This window comes from Acidovorax sp. CF316 (assembly GCF_000276605.1).
Taxonomy (GTDB): domain Bacteria; phylum Pseudomonadota; class Gammaproteobacteria; order Burkholderiales; family Burkholderiaceae_C; genus Acidovorax.
This window is the reverse complement of the sequence record NZ_AKJX01000226.1, coordinates 1-2,101: the sequence shown is the minus strand read 5'-3', so window position 1 is coordinate 2,101 and position 2,101 is coordinate 1. Positions and strand designations below refer to the sequence as shown.

Genomic DNA, 2,101 nt, shown 5'->3' with positions numbered 1-2,101 from the left:
TCCCCCTCCCAGATTGCGAAGCAATATGAGAGAGGGGGAAGGCGCGAAGCGACTCAGGGGGTGCTTACATTCAAGCCGCCAGGGGCGCAGGCACCGGGGCCGAGCGGGCCTGCTCGAAGCGTGCCGCCAGCTCCTTGCGCAGGGTCTTGCGCATCACGGCGGCATCCCAGCGGCGGCGCTCGTCGGGGGTGGAAGGCGAGAGCGGGGGCACCTGCACGGGCTTGCGCGCCTCGTCCACGGCGACCATGGTGAAAAAGCAGCTGTTCACATGCCGCACGACCTGCGAGCGGATGTCCTCGGCCACCACCTTGATGCCGATCTCCATCGACGAGGAGCCGGTGTAGTTGACGCTGGCCAGGAAGGTCACGAGCTCGCCCACGTGGATGGGCTGCAGGAACATCACCTGGTCCACGCTGAGCGTGACCACGTAGCAGGCCGAGTAGCGGCTGGCACAGGAGTAGGCCACCTGGTCGAGCAGCTTCAGGATGGCGCCGCCGTGGACGTTGCCGGAAAAATTGGCCATGTCCGGGGACATGAGCACGGTCATGCTCAGCTGGTGCGAGGGGATGTTCATGGGCCCCGATTTTACGTCCGATGGCGGTTACACAAGGATGCACACGCCCCCGCTACACTGCGCAACACACAAGCCTGGGCAACACCACTCCACGATCCGGGCGCAGAGGGGTAAAGCATGCTGGAAATCGACAAGCTCAATGAATTCACCGAAAGCCATGGTGCGCTGCGCACCGGGCGCGGATTGGTATCGGGCGTCATCGCGCTCACGCTGGCCATCCTGTGCTTCCTGGGCGTGCTGGCCTTCCATTTCCCCGAGTACCTGACCACGCCCCAACTGCGCAAGAGCTACGACGTGACCGTGATCCGCTACATCATGCTGGCGGCCATGGCGATTGCGGGCGGCATCTCGCTGGTCAACATCCTGTTCAACCGCTCGCGCTGGCTGGCCGCCTTCGCCTTCGCGACCGTGGCGCTGGCCGCCATCCTGGGCGGCCACAAGGTGGAGGTGGACCCCAACTTCCCCGACAACACGCCCTACATCGGCCTCGATTGGTTCATCCTCGACCTGCTGGGCAGCTCGCTGATCTTCATCTTCATCGAGAAGCTGTTCGCGCTGCGCAAGGACCAGCCCATCTTCCGCGAAGAGTGGCAGACCGACTTCCACCACTTCATCGTGAACCACATGGTGGTGGGCTTCGTGCTGCTGGCCACCAACCTCCTCGTGCACAGGTTCTTCGGCTGGGCCGCGAGCGACGGCATCCGCGGCTGGGTGCAGGGCCTGAACTTCTGGGTGGCGCTGTTCCTCATTGTGCTGGTGGCCGACCTGGTGCAGTACTGGACGCACCGCGCCTACCACGAGGTGCCCGTGCTGTGGCGCCTGCATGCCGTGCACCACAGCGTGAAAAGCATGGACTGGATGGCCGGCTCGCGCCAGCACATCCTGGAGTTGCTGATCACGCGCACGCTGGTGCTGGCCCCCATCTACGTGTTCGGTTTCTCCAAGGAAGTGATCGACGCCTACATCGTCGTCGTGGGCTTCCAGGCGGTGTTCAACCACGCCAACGTCAGCGTGCGCCTGGGGCCGCTGCGCTACGTGCTGGTCACGCCCAACTTCCACCACTGGCACCACAGCCAGGACCAGGAGGCGCTGGACAAGAACTATGCGGCGCACTTCGCCTTCCTGGACTACCTGTTCGGTACCGCCGTGAAGAGCACCAAGCTCTGGCCCGAGAAGTACGGCGTGCTGGGTGACTACGTGCCCAACGGCTTCGTCAAGCAGTTCAAGTTTCCGTTCACCTGGAAGGGCTGAGCAGCCGCCCCGAGGGGCCGTCCGGGTTGCAAATGAGGCGCAAAAGCAACGCGCCTGGCCCGAATGGCGCCCCTCCCAGGCACCTATATTAAGAATGATTGTTATTTAAAACTTACAATTGGAGCCATAAACCAGCCACGCCGTGCTCTTCTTGTTGTTGCGCAGCCAGCCAGTTGCCTGCTTTCAACAACCAGGAGCCTGTTCAATGCCTTTTTGAAGCCGCGCAAGTCCCTTTTCGGGATGGGATGCAAGGCGCGGTGCGCAGCCGATAGCCCG

At 63.1% G+C, this 2,101-nt stretch carries 2 protein-coding genes; one reads left to right on the top strand and one right to left on the bottom strand.

Annotated features, from left to right (window positions below; all coding sequences use genetic code 11):
• Positions 1-70: 70 nt before the first annotated feature.
• On the bottom strand, positions 71-574 hold the full coding sequence (locus PMI14_RS27530; RefSeq protein WP_007859668.1) for an acyl-CoA thioesterase: 504 nt from the start codon (positions 572-574) through the stop codon (positions 71-73).
• A gap of 117 nt (positions 575-691) precedes the next feature.
• On the opposite strand from PMI14_RS27530, the gene PMI14_RS27525 reads away from it, so the two are divergent.
• On the top strand, positions 692-1,825 hold the full coding sequence (locus PMI14_RS27525) for a sterol desaturase family protein (RefSeq protein WP_007859667.1): 1,134 nt from the start codon (positions 692-694) through the stop codon (positions 1,823-1,825).
• The last annotated feature ends 276 nt before the right edge of the window (positions 1,826-2,101 follow it).